Origin of the sequence: Burkholderia sp. 22PA0106 (assembly GCF_047497155.1) — a bacterium.
In the GTDB taxonomy this organism is placed as follows: domain Bacteria; phylum Pseudomonadota; class Gammaproteobacteria; order Burkholderiales; family Burkholderiaceae; genus Burkholderia.
In genome coordinates, this window is record NZ_CP163162.1 from 1,082,756 (window position 1) to 1,102,218 (window position 19,463).

The 19,463-nt window shown below is 58.9% G+C and carries 15 protein-coding genes; 12 read left to right on the plus strand and 3 right to left on the minus strand.

The genetic code is table 11. The features are described from left to right. The first annotated feature begins 48 nt into the window (after positions 1–48). The 8 genes from AB4850_RS04705 (at position 49) to AB4850_RS04740 (ending at position 11,909) form a co-directional block, all read left to right on the plus strand. On the plus strand, positions 49–984 hold the full coding sequence (locus AB4850_RS04705; RefSeq protein ID WP_414441441.1) for a LysR family transcriptional regulator: 936 nt from the start codon (positions 49–51) through the stop codon (positions 982–984). Between the two features lie 526 nt (positions 985–1,510). Continuing rightward, entirely contained in the window at positions 1,511–2,158 is a 648-nt protein-coding gene (locus tag AB4850_RS04710) for a hypothetical protein (RefSeq protein WP_414441442.1), read from the plus strand. Next, positions 2,145–5,381 carry a matrixin family metalloprotease gene (locus tag AB4850_RS04715; RefSeq protein WP_414441443.1) on the plus strand — a complete coding sequence of 1,079 codons (3,237 nt, stop codon included), beginning with the start codon at positions 2,145–2,147 and terminating at the stop codon, positions 5,379–5,381. The genes AB4850_RS04710 and AB4850_RS04715 overlap by 14 nt, the downstream gene beginning before the upstream one ends. A 95-nt stretch (positions 5,382–5,476) precedes the next feature. Then, entirely contained in the window at positions 5,477–6,292 is an 816-nt protein-coding gene (locus AB4850_RS04720) for a sulfotransferase family protein (protein ID WP_414441444.1), read from the plus strand. Continuing rightward, entirely contained in the window at positions 6,289–6,855 is a 567-nt protein-coding gene (cysC, locus tag AB4850_RS04725; RefSeq protein WP_414441445.1) for an adenylyl-sulfate kinase, read from the plus strand. Before AB4850_RS04720 ends, cysC begins: the two co-directional genes overlap by 4 nt. 98 nt (positions 6,856–6,953) lie before the next feature. Continuing rightward, a complete protein-coding gene (locus tag AB4850_RS04730; protein ID WP_414441446.1) occupies positions 6,954–9,056 on the plus strand; it encodes a type I secretion system permease/ATPase in 2,103 nt (700 codons plus the stop codon). An 11-nt stretch (positions 9,057–9,067) separates the two neighbouring features. Continuing rightward, the gene (locus AB4850_RS04735) at positions 9,068–10,486 is read left to right on the plus strand and encodes an HlyD family type I secretion periplasmic adaptor subunit (RefSeq protein ID WP_414441963.1); all 1,419 of its coding nucleotides are present in this window, start codon (positions 9,068–9,070) and stop codon (positions 10,484–10,486) included. Further along, entirely contained in the window at positions 10,476–11,909 is a 1,434-nt protein-coding gene (locus tag AB4850_RS04740; protein WP_414441447.1) for a TolC family protein, read from the plus strand. Before AB4850_RS04735 ends, AB4850_RS04740 begins: the two co-directional genes overlap by 11 nt. A gap of 309 nt (positions 11,910–12,218) precedes the next feature. Here AB4850_RS04740 and AB4850_RS04745 read toward each other — a convergent pair whose 3' ends face one another. After that, positions 12,219–13,109, minus strand: a complete 891-nt coding sequence (locus AB4850_RS04745) for an NmrA family NAD(P)-binding protein (RefSeq protein ID WP_414441448.1) — start codon at positions 13,107–13,109, stop codon at positions 12,219–12,221. 122 nt (positions 13,110–13,231) lie between these two features. On the opposite strand from AB4850_RS04745, the gene AB4850_RS04750 reads away from it, so the two are divergent. Continuing rightward, positions 13,232–14,137, plus strand: a complete 906-nt coding sequence (locus AB4850_RS04750) for a LysR family transcriptional regulator (RefSeq protein ID WP_414441449.1) — start codon at positions 13,232–13,234, stop codon at positions 14,135–14,137. On the opposite strand, the gene AB4850_RS04755 is transcribed toward AB4850_RS04750, so the two are convergent. Continuing rightward, entirely contained in the window at positions 14,113–15,297 is a 1,185-nt protein-coding gene (locus tag AB4850_RS04755; RefSeq protein ID WP_414441450.1) for an iron-containing alcohol dehydrogenase, read from the minus strand. The two genes, AB4850_RS04750 and AB4850_RS04755, sit on opposite strands and share 25 nt — an antisense overlap. 175 nt (positions 15,298–15,472) lie before the next feature. On the opposite strand from AB4850_RS04755, the gene AB4850_RS04760 reads away from it, so the two are divergent. The 3 genes from AB4850_RS04760 to AB4850_RS04770 all read left to right on the plus strand — a co-directional run bounded on the left by AB4850_RS04760 (position 15,473) and on the right by AB4850_RS04770 (position 17,075). Next, positions 15,473–16,048: a hypothetical protein gene (locus tag AB4850_RS04760; protein WP_414441451.1), complete on the plus strand. Its 576-nt coding sequence runs from the start codon at positions 15,473–15,475 to the stop codon at positions 16,046–16,048. 13 nt (positions 16,049–16,061) lie between these two features. Continuing rightward, positions 16,062–16,544, plus strand: a complete 483-nt coding sequence (locus AB4850_RS04765) for a hypothetical protein (protein WP_414441452.1) — start codon at positions 16,062–16,064, stop codon at positions 16,542–16,544. Between the two features lie 186 nt (positions 16,545–16,730). Further along, the gene (locus tag AB4850_RS04770; RefSeq protein ID WP_414441453.1) at positions 16,731–17,075 is read left to right on the plus strand and encodes a hypothetical protein; all 345 of its coding nucleotides are present in this window, start codon (positions 16,731–16,733) and stop codon (positions 17,073–17,075) included. Positions 17,076–17,177: 102 nt separating this feature from the next. On the opposite strand, the gene AB4850_RS04775 is transcribed toward AB4850_RS04770, so the two are convergent. Next, a complete protein-coding gene (locus AB4850_RS04775; RefSeq protein ID WP_414441454.1) occupies positions 17,178–19,262 on the minus strand; it encodes a putative bifunctional diguanylate cyclase/phosphodiesterase in 2,085 nt (694 codons plus the stop codon). Positions 19,263–19,463 lie beyond the last annotated feature (201 nt).

Consider the following 19,463-nt stretch of genomic DNA (forward strand, 5'->3'; position numbering starts at 1 on the left):
GCCTGTATGCTAGGCGCCACCTTGGCCCGGATAAAGCGGTGGAACGGGATGAACCATGAAGATGGGCTTCACAATCGAATGATCTCGCCGGAGATGCTGCCCGGCATCGCGGCGTTTGCGCGAGTCGCGCATCACCGCAGCTTCACGCGCGCGGCCAACGAGCTGGGCGTATCGACCTCGGCGCTGTCGCAGACGCTGCGCGCGCTGGAGGCGCGGCTCGGCGTGCGCCTGCTCGAACGCTCGACGCGCAAGGTGGGCCTGACCGAAATCGGCCGGCGCTTTCTCGACAGCGCGCAGCCGGCGCTCGACGCGTTGCACGGCGCCGTCAACGACGTGCACGACCGCCGTGACCGGCCGGCCGGGTTGTTGCGGCTGAACGTGTCGCGCGTGGCCGCCGACATCCTCGTGATGCCGCACCTGACGCCGTTCCTGGAGGCCTATCCCGACATCACCGTCGAGCTGCATTGCGACAACGCGCTGGTGGACAGCGTCGCGGGCGGCTTCGACGGCGGTATCCGCCTGCTGGAGAATCTGGCGCAGGACGTGGTGTCGGTGCCGCTGGGCGGCACGCAGCGGCTCGCGACGGTGGCCGCGCCGCATTACCTCGACGGCCGGACGATGCCGCGCGAGCCGGCCGATCTGGCTGCGCACCGCTGCCTGAACGTGCGGCTGGAGGGCGGCATTTTTCGCTGGGAGTTTCAGGAGGGCGCGCGAACGTTCAACGTGGATACGCCCGGGCCGTTCCTGACCAACGACGGCGATCTGCTGCTCTCGGCGATTCGCAGTGGCGCGGGCATCGGCTGCACGCTCGAAGCGGTAGTGGCCGACGACATCCGCGCCGGCCGGCTGGTGGCGCTGCTCGAACCGTGGTGGCCGAGTTTCCCCGGCTTCCATCTTTATTATTCGAGCCGCATTCATGTGCCGCGCAAGCTGCGGGCGTTTATTGATTTCATGCAGGGGCGGACTGGGCGCGCGCGAGGGTGACGAGTGCGCAAGGGTGGTGCTTCAGGTCCGCTCCTTTATCGCTAATCACGCGCTGTCCGACGACGTTGGCTGCCTTGGCTTGTTATTTTGCCAGGGAGGCTTCAAAGGCCTTTCCATCTAAATTCAAAAATATTAAGTAATATTATTTTTGTAATAAATGTGGTGAAAAACTAAAATGGCTTGCCATTGGCTCTCTGGCGTTGTTAAATTGGTCGAAACAATTTGTAACTATAGGTATAGTGGCCGAATAAAATCGTCGTTGGTGAAGATAACAAAATGAGAGAGTAAAGTTCTATGTGCGTCAAACCTATTCAATCAATCGGCCGGTTGTCCGAGTAAGTGTCGGGCAATTAATGCCGAACATGAAAATTTCATTCGTGAATGTCTCTCTAATATCATTGGGGATTGTCAAGTCATTGGGCCGAGTTTTAAGAAAATTCGAAATCGTAAAATATAAAAGGTCGAGGGGTAGAGATGCATCATATTTTTGCTCATATCTTCTTTGCTATCTAAATCGGAGGGTGTGGTGAAAAAATTTTTTCCTCATTTGGATAAGTTGGCATATGTTTTTATGGGCTTTTTGATTTCCGGGTGTGTGGAAACTGGGTCTGCAAAAAATAACTCAATTGGTGTTGAAAATAAAAATCACTTATTAAGTGCTGACTTGCTTCCTGCGCTCAGGAACGTGTTTGATCACGGAGATCTAGCTGATGTCGAGTTTTATCAGAATTCCCTTCGTTCCGAGTTAATATCTCAAAATATTAAAATTTCCCCCTTTGCATTTAATGACTGCGCTATATCTATTCCGCCTGAACCAAGTGTTGCCACAAGAAGAATGTTTTTTTTAAACATATCTCCGATGTTGGATTCTTCTCGGACGTCGAAGCAGCCATGTATCGCAGATTTCATTGAAAGTATTTCGGATGATAAGGTGCAGACTGCAGCGGCAAAGCTGTCATTGAATTTAAATTCAATATGCCTATCCGGTGAGGATGTCAGGAAATTTTTTCCTTTTGTAAAAGGCTACGGCCCCGCGACGTCGTGGCGATATTTGGAGGCGGTTGGTGAAAAGGGTGATATAAAAATTAAATTCATATTATCTCCAAGGGTCCCGGCATGCGTGTCCGAGATATATCTCACTCAAACGTATAAGGAAAAAAGTGGCCAAAATTAACTTAACTCCGATCTCTGCTTCTGCCACGATGTGGGGTGGTGAGGAAATTTCATCAGCTGCACTCGATTATATTAATTCAAGCCCGCTGTTGGTTCAGTATTTAAATAATTATCAATCTGAAGTTGATGCAAAAACTGCTTTGCCTATCGGGCTTTATGTTCCGGTTGGTAATAATAATCCGCTTGATTCAAATGGAGAGGAGACGACGGCTGTTGGAAGCCAAATTCAAATCCTTTTGGGTAACGCCATATGGGCCGAAGCAAACTCTGATCCTTTGAATTTTGTAAGTGATTTATCTTACGAAGTTGGGAAATATGCGAATTTTGCTTCAAATCAACAGCTTTTTAATTCATTGGGAAATCTCAGTCCCAATGATCCTAATTTCAATACGATGGCCGGAATACTCGGTGGCATAGCGGAAGGTCAATCGCAAGCATTCAGCTTTCAGGTGCAGCAGCAGGTTTATACGAACAAGGGAATTGATTCTGGATTTATTATTAATGGTGATGGAACGAATCATGCCGGGGGCATTATCCAGGCTGTCTTGGATAACGCCTGGACCAACGGTGGGCTCGCCGGTCTGCCAACTGCAGACGCGAACAATGCATTGATTCAAGCGGCATTCAGCGAACTTGGTTCATACAATGCTATTGTTAATCAATCTTTTCCGGAATATTATTCTTCAAATCCTGCGTTGCTTGGCGGTATGTATGCGCTGTCGAATTATAGTGGTGTGGTAACTAATCAATCAGTGCTTGATAATAATATAATTGTTAACTACTCCAATGGGAGTATTGCCTCCGCAAGTTTGGGTTTGACTAATGGGGAGTCTGAGCAGATTTATTTTTCGGGATCGCAGGTTAGCTCGTCGACATATTCGGTTTCCGGTAATATTGTGGAGAATATTTCCTATGTTCATAACTCCGATGGAACTTATAGTTCCATCGTAACTGATGAATTGGGAAATGTCATATCGAACGAAGAATTTTCGGGTTTAGGTTCGGAAGTACAAACTTTCACAGATCCGTCATCGACGGCAAATATTAATGCGTCGGGAGTTTCGCTCACTACGAACGCCTCGTCGATAGATATAAACGGGCAGGATTTCAATGAAAATATTTTTGGGAGTGACAAAATTATTGCTGCGGAGGATGGCGATGTCGTTAATATTTCCGGAGACAATAACGTAATTTCGGGTTCGCTGTCAGGGGATGTCTTCACATTGTCTGGTTCAGATAATCAACTGAATGGTTCTGGTAGCACGATTCTAGTTGCGCAGAATTCCCTGTCCGAGGATTTTGTTGGTAGTAACAACGTCGTCAGCGATGTCGACGGATCGTCAGGCGGAAGCTCATTTGGGATTTCTGGTCAAAACGACATTGTCAACGCATCAAATGATACGGTTTACGGCCAAGACAACGATACATTCACTGTTAACGGAGCCGGCAATACGATTACAAACGGTGTAGATAGCACCACAAGTATCAACGGCAATAATGACAACCTGTCCTATATCGGAAGTGGCAGCACTGTCGGCATTTCTGGTCAAAATGACATCGTCACCGGGTCAAGCATTACCGTTGATGGTGAGGACAACGACTCATTGTCTGTATGGGGCAGCGGGAACTCCATCGCCGACGGCTTAAACAGCACTACCAATGTTTTTGGAAGTGATAATAATCTCTATTACGCCGGCAGCGGAAGCACCGTCAACGTCTCAGGTCAAAACGACATTATCACTGGTTCGAGCATCACGGTAGACGGAGAAGACGGTGACTCGCTATCTGTCTGGGGAAGTGGAAATTCCATTGCTGATGGTTTGAACAGCACCACCAATCTTTTTGGAAATGGCAACGACCTCTACTATGCCGGTAGCGGAAGTACTGTCAACGTCTCGGGTCAAAATGACACCATTACTGGTTCGAGCATCACGGTTGATGGAGAGGACAACGACTCGTTGTCTATCTGGGGAAGCGGAGACTATATCGCTAACGGTCTTGCAAGCACTACCAGCATTTTCGGCAGTGGAGACGATCTTTACTATGCCGGTAGCGGCAGTACGATCAATGTTGCTGGCTACAATGACATCCTCAGTGGGTCGGGCATTCAAATTAACGGTGCGGATGGCGACTCGCTTTCGGTCTATGGCGCTGGGGACAGGATCGCCGATGGCAATGGCAGTACTACGTATATCAATGGCAACAACGATGTTCTGGTTTATGCGGGCACTGGAAGTTTCGTCGGCGTAGATGGCGAAGACGACAACATTGACATCAGTGGCGACACGATCGACTTTAGTGGTGATGCCGCAGGTGACATTGTTGATGGAAGCGGAGACTCTGGTACTGGGTGGAGTGGCGTCGACTACATCGACGACGGCTCCGGCAATGGCGGTGGTTATGGATACGGCTACTACGGCGGCTACGGATTCTCCGGCAGTCGCGCAGATGTAACCGAAAAGCTCTCGAGCAACGTCGCCGCAATCGCTCAATTTGATCAATCTCAGGGCAATGGTATTGCAGCAATGGCGGCTCAAAATGGGCTGGCTCAGGCCGCAGAAATGTCCCGAGACACCGAAGCCGCTTCGGGAGCAGGTCCGAACGTGCTTGAGGGCGCCCGCTGGAACGTCCCGACGATCACTTGGAGCTTTAACGATACGAGTGGATCACAAGGCTCCCAATACGAGAGCGAGATCGAGCAGGCGTTTGCCACATGGGCTGCCGCCTCGGGTTTGAACTTCGAGGAGGTGTCGAGTACGGCATCTTCCGATATTTCCATCAATTGGGCCGATCTGAATACGGCCACAACCGGCGAAGTCGGCTATACCACGTTCAAGGCGGCAAACGGGGTCATCGCCGCGGGTGCATCCATTGAACTCGAATCACCTACGCAAGATGGATTCGTCAGCAGCGCAAATGGTGACCAGATCTACTCGGGGGCCGAAGCGACGTTCTATCAAACGGTGCTTCACGAGATCGGTCATGCATTGGGACTCGCAGATAACGCCGATACCTCGTCGATCATGAATTACGACCTGACCTCGAGCAACCAGACGCTGGATCAAACCGATATCAACGCCATCCAGGCGCTGTACGGGGCTTCCGCGCAGACTACAGCGCTGATACAGGCCATGGCAGGGGGGGCAACGAATGCGGGTGCCGCAGTGTCCTCACCTGTCGATCAGGCATCGATGCAAACGCAGTTGCTAGCGGCGGCTCACTAACCCGAGCCGTATGCCTCTTATTCGGCGGCTGGCGGATGTCTCGCCAGCCGTTGAATACGCTGCACTTATCGACCTGTTGCTGGACTTCGAATTCAATGGTTTCAAATCTGCATTTGATCTCCGGATTGCCACGCTCCGGATCAACCTTGCTGGGCGCGCTGCTTCGCCAAAATCCGCGCTTCACGGCAGCTATGACGAGCCCGGTCGCAGCGCTTTGCGGAGCTATTCATCCGAAAATGTGTGGCGGTGAATTCAGTACGTTTTTCGATGACGAAAAACGTGCTCGGATGCTGCGCGGCATATTCGATTCATATTACGGACAGATTTCAGCAGACCAGGTTGTCTTCGACACGAATCGTACTTGGACTGGAAAGGTAGCCTTGCTGGCTGCACTTTATCCGCAAGCGCGCATCATCTGCTGCGTGCGAGAGGTGAGTTGGATCATCGACAGCGTGGAAACGATGCTGGGAAAGAATCCGCTGCAACTCTCGAAGGTTTTCAACTTCCAGCCCGGAAACTCGGTATACGCCAGGGCCGAGACCTTGATGGATACCGAGCGAGGCCTGATTGGCCACCCATGGAGCACCTTGCGTGAAGCTTGGTACGGTGGTGATGCCGGTCGCCTGCTTGTCGTTCAATACGAACGTCTCGTCAGCGAACCGGAGCGAGTCCTCAAATCGCTGTATCGAGCGATCGGCGAGCCTTGGTTCGAGCACGATTTCAACAACGCTGTCTACGACGAGCCCGAGTACGACGCACAGCTGGGTATGCCGGGACTCCACAAGGTAAGAAGCAAGGTGGAGTATCAGCCACGCTCGCCTCGCATACCGCCTGACCTCTTCGCCAAATACGCAGGCTCCAATTTCTGGGCGAAACCCGAGCTCAATCCAAGAAAGGTCACGCTGCTGTGAACGCCAAGAGCACTTACGACACCGCCCTTTGCTATTGGCTGACCGGTTTATCGGGAGCAGGAAAGACGACGCTCGCTCAGAAATTCGCAGGCGAATTGCGAAAAAAAGGCTTCGGTGTATTGGTACTAGACGGCGACACGTTACGAGCTCGCCTCAATCGAGATCTCGGATTTGGCCGCGAAGGCCGTGCGGAGAGCGTTCGCCGGGCAGCGGAAATTGCCAGAGTGGCAGTCGATTCCGGCTTAGTCGTGGTCGCGGCGCTTGTCTCACCCTATGCCGAAGATCGGCGAGTCGCCCGCGATATCGTGGGTGATCATCGATTTATCGAAGTGTTTATCGATGCATCGCTCGAGACCTGCATGACGCGAGATCCGAAAGGCCTGTATCAGCGAGCACAGGCCGGTCTGATTCCCGAATTTACCGGCATCAGCTCTCCGTACGAGAGACCCGATGCACCGACGTTGCATATCGTCACCGACGATCGCCCTGACGCAGATGGTGTCGATCTTCTGTTGACACATTTCGAGCATCGATTACGCATGAGTGCCGACACACTGATCTAAACGCAACTCCGCCAGCACTGACGACGGTGCGCGAAAACGAGAGACCAAAACAAGAGAACGCAGTGAACGCCCCAGATAACAACGCGGAAATCGCACGCATGCAAGACGACCCGGCGTTGGCCTGCCTCGTCGTCATCGCCAGATTTCATGGCATCGCCACCGATACCGCTCAACTACGTCACGCGGCAGCCCGAGGCGATCAACCGTTCGACAGCGACGCGCTCATTCTGACCGCGCGCTCGATTGGCTTGAAGGCACGGCTCGTGCCGTTCAGGCAGGATCGTCTCGACCGATCCCCGTTGCCGGCGCTTTGCATTGACCGAGACGGCAAACACTTCATCGCGGCTCGCAAGGACGGGGATGCCGTACTGGCTTTCGAAGCCCATTCGACGCAACCGGTGCTGTTATCGAAGGACGACATCGCTCGGCGATCAACGGGCCACATGATCGTATTCGCCTCCCGCGCCTCATTGACAGGCGAACTGGCGAAGTTCGATTTCTCATGGTTCATTCCCGCCGTCGTCAAATATCGACGCTTGCTCCTGGAAGTGCTTGGCATCTCGCTCATCCTCCAGGTGTTCGGGCTCGTGACACCGCTGATGTTCCAAGTGATCATGGACAAGGTGCTGGTAAGCCACACCTTCAATACGCTCGCTGTCGTCGGCGTCACGCTTTTCGTCTGTTCGACGTTCGAAGTGATACTCACCGCGCTGCGAAACTTCATTTTCTCGCACACGACGAATCGAATCGACGTCGAACTCGGCGCACGCCTGTTTCGGCATTTGATCGCATTGCCACTGTCCTACTTTGGCGTGCGGCGGGTAGGCGATACGATCGCTCGCGTGCGAGAACTCGAAAACATCCGGAATTTCTTGACCGGCCAGGCACTGACAGCGGTGATCGATCTATTCTTTTCGATCGTCTTCATTGCAGTCATGTGCTTCTACAGTGTCTGGCTCACGGCGGTGGTGGTGCTGTCCCTCCCGCTTTACGCCGGCGTTTCGGCAGCGCTCGTGCCAGTACTACGGCAGCGGCTTAACGAGAAATTCGCAAGAGGTGCTGATAATCAGTCATTTCTCGTAGAGGCCGTGTCTGGCGTGGAAACCGTCAAGGCCATGTCGGTCGAACCGCAATTCACGAAGAAGTGGGAGATGCAACTGGCTGCCTATGTGGCGTCCGGTTTTCGTGTGACGCAGTTGGGCAACATCGGTCAACAACTGATCCAGTACATCGGCAAACTCGTCTCGCTCGCGACATTGTTGCTGGGGGCCAAATTCGTCATCGACGGCAAGCTGACGATCGGTGAATTGATCGCCTTCAACATGATGTCGCAGCGCGTGGCGGCGCCGGTTCTGCGACTCGCGCAACTCTGGCAGGATTTCCAGCAGGTCGGGATATCGATGAGCCGCCTTGGCGATATCCTGAACACGCGCACCGAAATGCGCCAGAGCGCTCAGGCCATGCCTCCGCTCAAAGGGGACATCCGACTCGAGCATGTGCGATTTCGATATCGCCCGGATGGAAAACCGATCCTCGACGACGTTTCCCTCGATATTCGCGCAGGACAAATTATCGGCATCGTCGGGCGCTCCGGGTCCGGCAAGAGCACGCTCACCAAACTCCTGCAACGTCTTTATGTTCCGGAGCAGGGGACCGTGCGAATCGATGGCATCGATCTGTCGCTCGCCGATCCGGCTTGGTTGCGTCGTCATATCGGCGTCGTTCTTCAGGAAAACTACCTGTTCAATCGGTCTGTTCGAGAGAACATCGCCCTGTCAGACCCCGGCGCGCCAATGGCGGCCGTTATTCATGCGGCGAAGCTGGCAGGCGCACACGATTTCATCTGCGAATTGCCCCAAGCCTATGACACGCAGATCGAGGAGCACGGCGGCAACCTGTCGGGCGGCCAACGCCAACGTATCGCCATTGCCAGGGCATTGCTGACGAACCCTCGCATCCTGATTTTCGACGAAGCCACCAGCGCACTCGACTTCGAAACCGAGCGCGTGATCCAGAATAATATGCGGGCAATTTGTGCTGGCCGAACGGTGATCATCATCGCGCATCGGCTCAGCACCGTTCGTCACGCAGATCAGATATTCGCGATGGACCAAGGACGCATTATCGAACGCGGCACGCACGACTCGTTGCATGCCATGGCGGGCTACTACGCTCATCTGCTTTCGCTGCAGCACGGGTGAGCGTCATGTCCATCTCATTGCGTTTTCATGCATTACTCGATCTCGCGCGTCGATATCGATCCGTTTGGCGTGCGGCCTGGCAGATCCGGCAGCAACTGGACGGCCCGGCAAAACTGGAATACGAGCTGGCATTTCAACCGGCTCACCTTGAGCTGGTGGAGTCGCCGGTTCATCCTGCGCCCAGGTGGGCAGCACGCATCATCATTCTTCTGGTTGTCATTGCATTGGCAATTACCTGCTTCGCGAAGCTCGATATTGTCGCGACGGCACAAGGGAAGCTGATACCCAACGCGCGCGTCAAGATTATTCAACCGGCGATAACCGGCGTGATCCGCGAGATCGCGGTGCATGACGGCCAGCGGGTCAAGGCAGGCGATCTACTGGTCAAGCTCGATGCCACGCAAGCCACGGCAGACGAAGAGAATGCGAAGTCTTCACGCCTGGATGCCGCGTTCGCGGCGGCTCGCGCTCAAGCGCTGCTCGATGCGCTCGCGAGCGGAAAACCGCCGAAGGTCGGGGTAATCGATGACGCCACCATGGAGCGTCAAGCTGAGGCGCAACATCTCGTGGATGGAGCGTATCGCGAGTACGAGGACAAACTCGGCACCGCAATGGCCGAGCTTGCAAAGCGACAATCCGACCTTGATGAAACTCGGCAGGAAATTTCGAAACTTGCCGCGACCTCGCCACTAGCGCGTGTTCAAGCCGACGACTACAAGGCCTTATCCGTCGACAAATACGTCGCCAAAAGCGACTACTTGGACAAGGAGCAAACCGCGCTGGACCAAGAGCATGAGCTGGCCGCACAGCGTAGTCACGCTCAAGAATTGATGGCGGGCATTGCTGAACAACGTGCGACCGTTGCTCAAACGACCTCTGAATTTCGTCGCCAATGTCTCGACGATTTAGAGAAGGCTACAGAGCAACTGACTCAAAGCGGTAACGACGAAACCAAGGCGCGAACCCGAAGGGCGCTGTTGAGCCTGACTGCCCCCGTTAACGGGACGATCCAGCAGTTGGCGACCCATACGCTCGGTGGCGTGGTGACAACTGCTCAGTCCTTGATGGAAATCGTTCCCAACGATGCACTGGAGGTGGAGGCAACAATTGAAAATAAGGATGTGGGCTTCCTCAAGATAGGCCAACGCGCAGCAATCAAGCTCGATGCCTTCCCTTATTCACGCTACGGGATGCTCGACGGCACGGTCGTCGATTTGTCGAATGACGCGGTAGCCGACAAAAAGCTTGGGCTGACGTTTACCGCACGTATCCGGCTCAACGCAAATCGCATGTGGATCGACAATCGGTGGATATCGCTGACGCCGGGCATGACCGTCAAGGCAGAGATCAAGACCGGCAAGCAGACTGTCGCGCAATATCTGCTCGGCCCGCTCGTCGAGGGTATGCAGGAGAGCATGCATGAACGTTAAGCTGCTCTTCGCGACCGTCGTCACATGTGTCATTTGCATTCCGCGCGCCGAGGCGTTTGATCCACTGTTGGCGAATCACGCTGTCGCAGCACAAGCAAGTGCGGAGATGCTTCCGGGGATGACACCTTGTGCGTTCGGTACGCCCGGCAATCCTCTAAAACTTGAGGAGGCCGTCGAGCGGGCCTTGTGCAACAACCCGAAGACGCGAGAGGCCTGGGCCGATGTCAAGGCGCAAGCGGCGGCGGTCGGTGCTGCCCGTGGCGCTTATTTACCGACCCTCTCGGCAAGTTGGCAAGGTGTCAAAGATAATTCCGAGACGAATGTCACTGGCCATCCTGACCTCAGCTCGAAGACCAACGCAACCATTCGAACCGAAGACATCGAGCTCAATTGGCTGCTCTTTGATTTTGGAGGTCGAGAGGCGGCTTTGAGAAACGCGTCGGATTTGCTGGCTGCGGCGCGCGCCACTCAAAGTGCGGCTTTGCAGGAAGAATTCGGAACAGTCAGCAAAGACTATTTCGCGGCTCAGGCTGCCTTGGGCACATTGCAAGCTGCGCATGACGTCGAAATGCTCACCGGGAATAGCATGCGTGCGGCTCAACAACGTGTTGATCGAGGTATCGCGCCGATTACCGATGCCTTGCAGGCCGAAACCCAACACGATGAAGCCGTCTTTAACGAAACCAAAGCGAAAGGTGACTTGCAAATCGCGATCGGTACGTTGGCATCGGATATGGGCTTGCCCCCCGGTGCTGCCATCCAATTGCCATCCGTGGAGAGTACCCCGTTACCGGATCAGACCTGGAACGAATCGCTTGCCCAGCTAATCGACGACGTCAGGCAATCACATCCGTCGGTTATTGCCGCGGAACGAGAATATGACGCAGCGCTTGCCAAAGTGTCGCAAACTCGCGCAGCGGGTTTGCCGAGTATCAGCCTGACCGCCAAATATAGCCGCAACAACCAACCGGCGACTCTTGGCCTTGGGGTGCCGACCTTTCCAGCGACCGGGCACGATGCCTATATCGGCGTTCAAGTCAGCATTCCGCTATTCGAGGGATTTCAACGTCATTATCAGGTCGCGCAGGCGAGTGCTGAGGCAGAACATCAGGCTGCTGCGCTGGACGACACCATCCGTCAAGTTTCTCTCGATGTGTGGACCGCCTATCACTCGCTTGAAACATCTTCTCAAAATGAAAAGCATAGCGAAGCATTGGTTGAAATCGCTAACCAAGCATTTGATGCCGCGCAACACCGATATGTATCTGGAGTCGGCAGCATACTGGAGCTACTAAACACGCAAACTGCCCTTGCAAATGCACGGCAGCGCAAAATTCAAGCCATCGCCGATTGGCGTACGGCGAAATTGCAGCTTGCCGCCAAGCTGGGGCGGCTTGATGAAACATTCATTAATTTTTTATAACATGATCGCTTATTTAATCTTGGTGGTAGCTATTGTCATCGGGGTCATCGTGACTCGATCGCTTTACAAAAAATTCAAACGAGATGATGAGAAAGAATCCAGTCAAGAGTGGTCGGATCGACAATGGTGAGTAGGCGTTTGGCATATGGTTCCAATCGAGCTCTAAGGCGGATGAATTCCTCGACCTTATGCCGTTGAGCTTTGTGCCTTGCGCCACATTGAGCGCCGTAGTGATTTAATTCACAGCGTTAGCTTTAGGCCGATGGCGGTTCACGAGCGGCGGCCTACCACCGCCGCCGCACTCACCACTCAACCCGCCGCCCACCCCACCGCACACGCATCCGCGAACTCCCGATACCCACGCGGCGCGCGCCCCAACAACGCCGTCAACGCATCGACGTCCCCCGCCGTCGCCACCGCACCGTCCTGCTGATACCGCTGCATCATCAGCCGCATGTCATAAACCATCCAGCCGGGCGCGAATGCCTTGAGCCGCGCATCCAGCGCATCGAGATCGTCACCGCCATGGCGCACGACACGTTGCAGCGCCTCGCCCCAGATCGCCACAATCGCATCGGCCGTCAGCGCCTCGGGGCCGACCAGCTCGAACGTGGCACGCGGCAGCGGCCCGGCGGCGTGCTCGCGGCGCAGCAGTTCGCGCGCGGCGGCGTCGCCGATATCGCGCACATCCACCATCGAGATGCCCTTCCGGCCGATCGGCATGCCGTACACACCATGTTCCCGCAGCGCATCCTTCAGGCGCACGTCGTTCTGCATGAAGTAGGCAGGGCGCAGCACCGTGGCCGGCAGATCCATCCGCTCGATCATGCGTTCCACCGTGTGCTTGCCGGTGAAGTGCGGCACGTCCACGTAGTCCGCGCCCTTGAACACCGACAGATAAACGATGCCCTTCACGCCCGCCTCGCGCGCCAGGCCCAGCGCCTGCAGCGCCTGGGTCAGTTCGTCGGCGGCGTTCGGTGCGAGCAGGAACAGCGTATCCACGCCTTGCAGCGCGGTGCGCATCGCGTCGAGATCGGCCAGTTCGCCCTTGACTGCCGTGATGCGCTGGTCGTCGAAGCGGGCCTTTTCCGGCGAGCGCGTCAGCGCGCGGATCGCGGTGCCGGCCGGCGCCTGGGCCTGCAAATGGGCGATGACCTGCTGGCCCACCACGCCGGTGGCGCCCGTTACGAGAATCGTCATGTCGTACTCCTGAGTCGGTTGAGAGCCGCGGAAGCGCGGCCCGGTAGACAGAACGATATGCGTTCCATTAAAGCACCGAAAGGCCGATAATCGAGACCTTTCGTCTCGTGGATGGAACGATCATGGATCTCGCTGCCCTGGCCGATTTCAACGCCGTCGCCGAGCACAAGGGCTTCGGCCCGGCCAGCCGCGCGCTCGATCGCCCGAAGGCCACCTTGTCGCGTCACGTGGCCGAACTGGAGCGCGCGCTCGGCGTGCGGCTGGTGGAGCGCGGCGCGCGCACCCTGCGTCTGACCGAAGAGGGCCTGGCGCTGCACGAGCGCACGCGTGGCCTGCTGGCCGAAATCAGCGAGGCGGGCGAGGCCGTGGCGGCGCGCGCGCCGGTGCCGAGCGGGCGGCTGCGTGTGAGTGCGCCGATGGTGTTCGGGCATGTGGTGTTGAGCCGGATCGCGCCGACCTACGCACGGGCCTATCCGCAGGTGGAGCTGGAGATCGTCGCGGAAGATCGCATGGTCGATCCGGTGCAGGACGCGTTCGATCTGGTGATTCGCGTGAACCCGCCGCAGGACGCGTTGCTGGTGGGCCGCCGCATCGCCACCGATCGCCGCGTGCTGGTGGCGTCGCCAGGGTTCGCGCTGCCGGCCGCGCCGCGCGACCCCGACGCGCCGCTGGCGCTGCCGGCCGTGATCATGAGCAACGCGGCCGGCCAGACGCATTGGCCGGTGGAACTGGCGAACGGCCGGCCGTGCGTGATCGCGCCACGGCCGGTGTTGCGGATGTCGTCGCTGTTGATGGTGCAGCAGGCCGTGCTCGACGGTGCGGGCGTGGCGCTGCTGCCGGGGCTGCTGGCCGAGGCGGAAGTGCGCGCCGGCCGGCTGGTGCAGCTCGGCGTGGATGCCGGGCCGGCGGTGGAAATCTGGGCGCTGTACAGCTCGCGGCGGCTGCTCAGTGCCAAGGTGCGCGCGTTCCTCGATCTGTTGCAGCAGTTGGGCGGGATGCGCCCCTACGCGCCGGCGGCCTCGTCGTAGACATGCTCGAACGCGCGCCGGTAGATCTCCAGCGCGCTGCCTTCGTCGATCTCGCACGGGTTGTTGATCAGCAGCCGCTCCTGCTTCATCGCGTCGGCCGCCAGCCCGGCGAGGTCGCCCACGTCAATGCCCACGGCCTGCAGGTTCGCGGGCAGGCCCGCATCGCGCGCGAGCGACACCAGATGCGCGATGAACGCCTCGGCCTGCTCGTCCACGCTGCCGTGCGGCGCGAGCCCGATCAACTGCCCGAGTTCCGCATACTGCTGCGCGGCGGCCTGCACGTTGAAGCGCAGCACATGCGGCAGCACCAGCGCGTTCGACAGCCCGTGCGGCACATGGAACACCCCGCCGATCGGATAGGCGAGCGCATGCACGCCGCCCACCGGCGCGTTGGCGAACGCCTGCCCGGCCAGCATCGCGCCGAGCAGCATGGCCGAGCGCGCGGCCAGATCGCCGCCGTCGCGGCAGGCGGGCAGCAGGTTGGCGGTCAACAGTTGCAGCGCCTTGCAGGCCAGATGATCGGACAGCGGGTTCTTCAGGCGCTTGCTGGTGTAGGCCTCGATCGCATGCACCATCGCGTCGATGCCGGTGGCGGCGGTGGCGGCGGCGGGCAGGCCCACTGTCAGTTCCGGGTCGAGATAGGCCGCATCGGCGTAGAGCTGCGGCGCGACCACGCCGCTCTTGGTGGTGGCGCCGGTGGTGACGATCGAGATCGGCGTGACTTCCGAGCCGGTGCCGGCGGTGGTGGGAATCTGCACCAGCGGCAGGCGGCCCTGGCGCACGCGGTTCACGCCGTACATCTCCTCCAGCGGCTGATCGCCCGCGCACAGCGTGGCCACCAGCTTGGCGACGTCCATCGACGAGCCGCCGCCCAGCCCGATCACGAGGTCCGCGCCGAAGCCGCGCGCGCGAAGCGCGGCCTCGCGTACCACGTGGTCGGGCGGATCGGCCACCACGTCGTCGATCACCAGCGTGTCCCAGCCGGCCAGCGCGAGGCTTTCGAGCGCCGGGGCCAGCGTGCCGCCGCGATGCAGGAACGCGTCGGTCACCACGCAGGCGCGGCTGCCCGCGTAGCGTTCGCGCAGCGTCTGGCCGAGGCGGCGCGCGATGCCGGGTTCGAGCACGATATGCGGAACGGTCTGAAACGAGAACGATTGCATGGGCGATGTCTCCGGCTGTTGTGAGGGGGCGGTCGGGCCGCGCGAGTCGAATCATGATACCGGCGGGGCGGGGCCCGCGCTGATTGCCGCGCGGCTTTCAACCCGAAAGCGAATGTTCGCTATTCGGCGCGATTAACCGGTATGTCATATCGATTCGATGCGCATCGATTAAAAAGTGAAATTTACCGATTCAAAATGGAATCTTAAAATCGCGCGGCAATTTTTCCCCATTCAAAGAACCGGTAATCATCGAAACGATTTCAAGGCCGGTGGTTGGATTTACGCTGAAGATATTTACGTTTATAGTCGCCGTCGACCGATTCGGAATGACCGCAATTCACTCAGGAATACGACGATGGCCGACGCACCGAGCACACAATCGAATCCCCTTTCTCCACGCCCGTCCGGCAAGCAGGGCTGGGTGACGGTCGATCCGTCCACGGTGCCGCCGGCTTCGCAAATGGCGCTGCGCAATGCGATCGCGCTTGAAAAGGCGCCGCCGACCGATTTTGGCGATTTGCTGTGGATCATGGCGCAGGAATCGAGCGGTGTGGTCAATTCGCGCAGCCAGGATTCGTCGGCGCGCGGCCTGTTCCGCTTGTTGCGCGCGCAGTATGGTTTGAATCCGAATGGCGTGAGTTCGTTCGGGATTGCGGTGCAGGAAGCGCAGGGCGGGCTGCGGTATATCTACGGCCGTTATCACAGCGCGGCGCATGCCAGGAAATTCTGGGAAATTCACCACTGGTATTGAGCGATTGAACGCGATGCCTGTCCTGCGCCTTGGCGCCGCCGTGCTGGTGTTCGCCGGATTGGCGAAACTGGCGCTGGCGGCCAACCCGGTACCGCGTTTCGACAATTTCCCCGCGGCCGACTGGCACGGCACGATCGTCGCCACGGCGATCCGCTCCACGCAGGATCGCCGCTTCGCATCGCGGCTGCGCGAGTTGAGCGGCAAGGCGCCGAATTTCGCCGGGCATTACACGTTGAGCACCTGGGGCTGTGGGGCGTCGTGCGTGATGGCGGTGGCGGTGGACGCCAACACCGGCTTGACCGTCTGGCTGCCGTTCACCGTGTGCTGCTGGAATCCCGACGTCGAGGAGCCGGTGGGCTTCCGGCGCGACAGCAAGCTGGTGATCGTGCGCGGCAATCGCGATGAAACCGGCAACGGAACCTACTACTATCTATTCGATCAGAATCGCTTCACCCTGCTGCGCGGCGACGCCGAGCCGGGGAAACCGGGAAGCTGAGCGACAGGGCACACCCCGCCGGCACACCGCCGGGCCTGCGCGAGCGCGCTGGCCCGGCGCTTTGTTTTGGGGCCTGGCAAGCGGCGCACGCGGGCCGTCTCTCGCGCGCAACGCCTTCGGGCTTGTTTTACCGGGGTTCGGTCATACTTGACGCCGACGTCGTGCAACACATCGAAGGTCCACCGCATGAACAAACCCGAATTCAGCGATATGGCGAGCGCGCGGCCCGAGCTGCTGTGCTATCTCGTCGCGATTGCCGCCGCGTCGTATGCCCTGACGCAGGAGTGGCGCGTCGACCACGTGGTGGATTGCTGCCGCCGCTGGCTCGACAAGCAGCAGGTCACGATGGGCTGGCTCGATCGCGTGCGCATCGGCCAGCTTGCGTTGAAGATCGCCAGCCGCGATCTGCTCGGTGCGGGCATCGCGGTGCGCCTGTCGAGCGTGACCGCCCTGTTCACGAGTGAAATGGAGTTGAACGAGGCGTCCACGATGGTGCAGCGGATGATGGTGCTGTGCCAGGAGGCGCTGTAACCGGTTTGAAGGGGGCGGCGTTCGCCGTCCCCGTTGCTGTCTCGCAGTGTTCCCGCTTCGACCCTTTCCCTTTCTTCCCTTCCGATCCCGGCGCGTGCCCGCTCAGGCCACCGTCGCCGCGCCGTTGCCCGAGCGCTCGCGGATCAGCGCCTCGAACGCCTCGGCCGTCAGCGGCAGGCCGAGCAGGAAGCCCTGCATTTCATCGCAGTCCAGCGATTTGAGCTTGTCTAGCTGGGTGACGGTTTCCACGCCCTCGGCCACCACGTCCATGTCGAGTGAATGCGCGAGCGCGATGATCGCCGAGACGATCGCCGCGCCTTCCTTGCCGTGGCGATCCAGCCCGTTCGTGAAGAAGCGGTCGATCTTCAGTTGCTTGACGCGGAAGCGCTGCAGGTAGGCCAGGCTCGAATAGCCGGTGCCGAAATCGTCGATGGCGATCTCGAAGCCGTTGGTCTGGAAATCGCGGATCGCCACGATGGTGTGCTCGGCGTCCTGCATCGCCATCGTTTCGGTGATCTCGAAGATGATCTGCTGCGGCGCGACCTCCTCGTGCCGCACGATCTCCAGCATCGCGGCGGCCAGCCCCGGCTGCGCGAGCTGGCGCGTCGAGAGGTTCACGGCCACCTTCATCTCGGGCAGCCCGGCCTTGGCCCAGGCGCGGATCTGGCGGCAGGTCTCGCGCACCACCCAATAGCCGATCGGCACGATCTGCCCCGAGCGCTCGGCGATCGGGATGAAATCGAGCGGCGCGAGCGTGCCGAGCGTCGGGTGATGGAGCCGGATCAGCGCCTCGGCGCCGGTCAGCGCATGAGTGGCGCCGTGGAATTTCGGCTGGAAGTTGAGCGAGAAGTAATGGTTCGACAGCGCCTCGTGCAGCGCCTGCTGGATCTGCAGCGTGCGCAGCGCGGCGTCGTTCATGCCCACTTCGAAGAAGCGGAACGTGCCGCGGCCGGCGCGCTTGGCCTCGTACATGGCGGCGTCGGCGTGCTTGAGCAGCGTATCGACGCTGTCGCCGTCGCGCGGGTACAGCGCGATGCCGATGCTCGGCGTGACCAGCAGCGGCGCTTCGCTGCTCCAGGCGCTGTCGCGGGTGCGGTCGAGCACGCTTTCGGCGATCAGGCGCGCGTCCACCGCGCCGTTGATCGGCTCCACCAGCACCACGAATTCGTCGCCGCCGAGCCGCGCCACGGTGTCGATGTTGCGCACGCAGGCGCGCAGCCGGTTCGCGAACGACACCAGCACCTGATCGCCGACCGAATGGCCGAGCGAATCGTTAATCGCCTTGAAGCCGTCGAGATCCATGAACAGCACCGCGAAGCCGGTCTGATGGCGGCGCGCCTGGTCGATCGCCTCGACGATCCGCGAATTCAGCGTGCTGCGGTTCGGCAGGCCGGTCAGCGTGTCGAGCGTGGCGAGCCGCACGATCTCGCCGTTCAGGTTGGTGACGGCGCGCGACAGGCGGGTGTTGCGCGCGTCGATGCGCGACAGCAGCAGCGTGACCACCAGGATCACCACGGTAAACAGCGAGACGGTGGTGGCGAGCCACGCCGAATCGATGCCGCTGGCCGCGCCGCACACGCTGCCGAGCGGGAATTCGGCGGCGGCCATGCCGGCGTAGTGCATGCCGCTGATGCCCACCGCCATCACGAGCGCCGCGCCGATCCGCGCGCGCATCGCCGACTGGCGCTGATCGTGACGCAACGTGCGCGCGATCGACAGCGCGGCGATCGAGGCCGCCACCGCGATCACCAGCGAGGCGGCCAGCCAGCCGGTCTGGTAGCGGATGCCGGGCTGCATGTGCATCGCGGCCATGCCGGTGTAGTGCATGCCCGCCACGCAGCCGCCCATCAGCGTGCCGCTGATCGCCAGGTCGAGCCGGTTGGCGTGGTTGTGGGTGGTGTAGTAGAGCGCCAGGTAGGAGACGATCACCGCGAGCGCCAGCGAGTAGGCGGTATCGACGATGTCGTAGCCGAGCGGGATCGGCAGCGTGAACGCCAGCATCGCGATGAAGTGCATCGACCAGATGCCGGTGCCCATCGCCACCGCGCCGCCGGCCAGCCAGGCATGGCGCAGCGGCGAGCGGCCGAGCAGGGCGATGCGGCTGGTCAGATCGAGCGCGGTGTAGGACGCAAGGGTGGCGACCGCGAACGACACGACTACCAGTAAAAAATTGTACGAACCGTGCATGTTTTAAAAACGGCAGCCGGCGCGTGACGACTTCGGCGCCACGCGGCCACCGGATCGCGCGCAGGCACTGCGCAGCGATAAATAGGGGTGGATGCAACACTCGCAACGATTATTGCGGGTCCAGCATCATAGCCGTTGCTTGCGCCGATTCGGGGCCATACGAAACGAAAACGCCGCGAAATCCCTCGATTTAACAATTGA